Annotated in this window: 4 protein-coding genes and 1 pseudogene; all 5 read left to right on the top strand. The window is 39.5% G+C overall.

The features are described 5' to 3' along the window. A partial coding sequence (locus B9J87_RS17855; RefSeq protein ID WP_217898087.1) for a peroxidase occupies positions 1–606 on the top strand: 606 nt, incomplete at its 5' end. A gap of 3 nt (positions 607–609) precedes the next feature. Beyond that, positions 610–1,737 (top strand): helix-turn-helix domain-containing protein, encoded by a 1,128-nt coding sequence (locus B9J87_RS16705; RefSeq protein WP_000109335.1) that lies wholly within the window; start codon positions 610–612, stop codon positions 1,735–1,737. Positions 1,738–1,840: 103 nt separating this feature from the next. Next, positions 1,841–2,548 carry a hypothetical protein gene (locus tag B9J87_RS16710; RefSeq protein WP_094151808.1) on the top strand — a complete coding sequence of 236 codons (708 nt, stop codon included), beginning with the start codon at positions 1,841–1,843 and terminating at the stop codon, positions 2,546–2,548. A 2-nt stretch (positions 2,549–2,550) separates the two neighbouring features. After that, positions 2,551–3,309: an N-6 DNA methylase gene (locus tag B9J87_RS16715; RefSeq protein ID WP_094151810.1), complete on the top strand. Its 759-nt coding sequence runs from the start codon at positions 2,551–2,553 to the stop codon at positions 3,307–3,309. A 51-nt stretch (positions 3,310–3,360) separates the two neighbouring features. Continuing rightward, positions 3,361–3,447, top strand: a pseudogene (locus tag B9J87_RS17960) (IS66 family insertion sequence element accessory protein TnpA); the annotation flags it as partial.

A 3,447-nucleotide genomic window follows, 5' to 3' on the forward strand; every position in this document is an offset into this window, starting at 1 on the left:
CCATGGGAGCTTAACTCGTCATTAACAAGTCAACGTATTCAGCTGCTTGCATCTTTAATGCGAGAGGTTAGGGACTCAGTTATTGACTTACATGACGATTTTTTGGGGGATTCTGCTCGTTCGACAGGATTAAGGGCGTATGAGTGTTGTCGGAATCAAATCATTCGAGCTTCTGCAAACAAAGAAGTATGGCCTTGGTTAGGTATTGTAAAAAGTGACGGGCGTTTTACCTTTTCTATTGATTCTGTGCCTGTACGTTTATATCGCGGAAAACCTAGCTCGCCTGAGGAACGCAGACTTATTCCTTCAATTGAAGCACTTTGTCAAATGAGTTTACTTTCAGTTGAGGTTGGGGATGCTGCGGCCATTTTATGGTTTTTTGCTATTGAAGTTGATGAGTTGAGATACGTTGAAAGAGTTACGTTTACTGGTTTCCTAGATGGAACGCAGGTCTCTTGTTGGGAAGTACCTCTTGATGAAAAAGTTCCAGCGTTTAACACTATTGGTGTTGAACTCCCTGAGCCAGTAGCTACTCCAAAAGCTCCTGTGTATATAAAAAAGAAAGAGGAAAAAGCTCAAAATGATGGGCAAAGTGATGGTCAATAAATTATGTCGGTAGCATTTTATGGTGAGCGTTTGCGGTTAGCTCGTTTATTAAAAGGTTACACCTTACAAGAATTGGGTGATGCAGTGTCGGTGACTCGACAAAGTATACATCAATATGAGAGTGATATACGTGTTCCTGCTGATGACATAAAAAATGCGTTGGCTGAGTCTTTACAAGTAGAGACAAGTTTTTTTTGTATGCCTCTCTCCGGAGATGTAAAGCCTGAGCAATGTCACTTCCGAAAAAGGCAAACTACACCGGTTAGCGTTAAAAATAGAGTACAAGCGTACAGTACTATTCTTGAGCAGTTAGTGGCAGAGCTACATTTGCATCTAGATTTACCAGCAAATCGCTTTAATTTAGTAGATAACGATAAAATTCCAGAACTGACTTCCCTTGTGATTGAAAAGATAGCAGAGGGTGCTCGTGTTCGATGGGGGGTAACACCTGATGCCCCTATTGATAACATGGTTAATGTTGTCGAGAATCAAGGAGCGATAGTTACTTGCTTTGATGGAGTGTCTGATAAAGTGGATGCTTTATCTGTAAATCGAAAGTTCCCAATTATTATTAGAAATACAGCGAAAGAAAGTGTCTGTAGAATGCGCTTTGATTTAGCGCATGAATGCGGGCATTTGGTCATGCATGATGGTATCGAAACTGGTTGCAAAAAGACAGAAAGAGAAGCAGATGCTTTTGCAAGTGCATTCTTGTTTCCTCGTAAGTCTTTTGCAAGAGAGTTTCCAAGTTGTATTGGTCCTAATGGCACTATTAACTGGAAAGCGGTTTACGATCTGAAGCTACGTTGGAAAGTGAGTGCAAGAGCCATTATATACAGAGCACATTTTTTAGGCTTTTTGAATGCTCAGCAGTACCGAAATGCAAATGTTTGGTTTAGTCAAACGCGTCAAACTCGCAGTGAAAAGTACGATGATCTAGTTCCCCAAGAGACCCCTCATGTATTAGAAGAAAGTTTAACAATGCTCAAAGAACATCTGGGAGTTTCTTTTGAAATGCTGGCTAAAAAACTAGGTGTTGAACCCAAATTGTTGGCTGATATCACAGGGGTAAAGTTTGACGTGGAATCTTCAGATATGTTTGATGATGTCGTTGTGCCATTTAATTTTTAATCATCGTTCTGCATGCTTATCTACCTTTAGCATGTAGCATGCATCCGTTTTCTAAATGAACCCTACTAATGGGTTTCATATCCCACCTTAATCTGGACAAAAAATGTACGCAAAACTGTACGGTCTTTTGAAAGACTTATCTAAAGATTGCATTCTAGAGGAAGAGTTACGCATAGCGTGGACGACAGCCTTTTCATCTGTTGGTATCAAGTTTTATGCTGAAAGAGATAAAAATGATCTGCTATATAATCAGGTTATTATTGAGTTAAAAAACAAAGGGTTATTTAACGGTAAGGTAACTTCTTCTTCGTTTAAAAATGCTGTATATGAACGTCTTGAAAAATATATAAAGCGTCGAGCGGAGGCTGAAGGATTAAATCAAGAAGACTATACCGGTATTGCTACTGATGGCGAGCATATAATCTTTTGTTATATGAGGGATGGTCAAATTACTCACCAAGATCTAATGCCTCTTTCTGAAGTCTCTGTTGCTAAGGTATTAAAATCCTTAAAAAATAATCAACGCAGAGCTCTGGTTAAGGATAACTTGATTGAGGATTTTGGTCATTCTTCTTCGGTTGGTTGCCGTCTCATGACCGCGTTATCTAAAGAATTAACACTTCATGTTAATGATGTAGATAACAACAAGATCAAAATGCTCTTTAGAGAGTGGCAGACATTGTTTGGTCAAGTCTCTGGTTTGACTAACGAACAAGTTAGAAAAATCTCTAAGCAGATTGGTTTTGAAATGCCATTAATAGGCAATGAGAGCACTTCTGGTGCTCTGTTTGTTATACATACAATGCCTTAATTATGAAGTTACTGGGGGCTGAACTTGTCTCGTACCTAAATCTTACGCAGTACAAAGATTTTTGTGGGAATTTAGCTTCGTTAGAAGCCAATCATTTACTACAAACTATATGTAATGATATTGAGAGGAGTCAGTTTTTTGAATCGGTTGGAATCAAAGGGTTTGTCGAGGAAGCTATTTTCTCTTGGTATCTTGACGCAACAAACAGTGAGAACTCTTTAGAGATTGTTGAAGCATTAAGAGAAGCTTTAATACAAGTGTCATTATACAGATTTGATGATTTGACTTCAGCGCGCTCTAGGGATGTGCTTAAGGGGTTCTATCAAGCTCTTGTGCCAGAAGTATTGCGTAAAAGTCTAGGTGAGTTCTATACCCCTGATTGGCTGGTGACAGAAACATTATCCCGAGCAGTTGATGGCGAGTGGCTGCATAAAAGAGTATTAGACCCGACTTGTGGGTCTGGATCATTTTTACTGCAAACAATTGGACTAAAGCGTAAAGAGGCTGAAATTTTAGGGCTTGATGCAGAGGAGACTGTAAAGTTAATTCTAGACACTGTTTGGGGGTTTGATTTAAACCCTCTTGCAGTACAGGCTGCAAGAGTTAACTTCTTGATTGCAATATCTGATCTGGTTGTCCAATGTAAGGCAATGAAGGTAGAGCTACCTATCTTATTAGCTGATTCTGTTTATTCTCCATCACAAAGCACGACAGAAGAAGGTAACGTTGTAAGTAAGCGCATCATAAACCCCGCATTCTAATCGTCTGGCCCGAATAATAAGATCAAACCTCCAACCCAAAGGAGATTTGAAATGGCCAAACGACGCACTAACCAAGAATGGCGAACCCTGTTCGAACACTATGAATCCAGCCAGTTATCACAACGATTATTCTGTGAA

The organism is Vibrio sp. V19_P1S1T109 (assembly GCF_002241375.1).
Lineage (GTDB): Bacteria > Pseudomonadota > Gammaproteobacteria > Enterobacterales > Vibrionaceae > Vibrio > Vibrio anguillarum.

What these genes read in the sequence shown, in the direction of transcription:
- B9J87_RS16715 (WP_094151810.1), top strand. Translation starts at nt 2,551, where the DNA reads ATGAAGTTACTGGGGGCTGAACTTGTCTCGTACCTAAATCTTACGCAG.
- B9J87_RS16705 (WP_000109335.1), top strand. Translation starts at nt 610, where the DNA reads ATGTCGGTAGCATTTTATGGTGAGCGTTTGCGGTTAGCTCGTTTATTA.
- B9J87_RS16710 (WP_094151808.1), top strand. Translation starts at nt 1,841, where the DNA reads ATGTACGCAAAACTGTACGGTCTTTTGAAAGACTTATCTAAAGATTGC.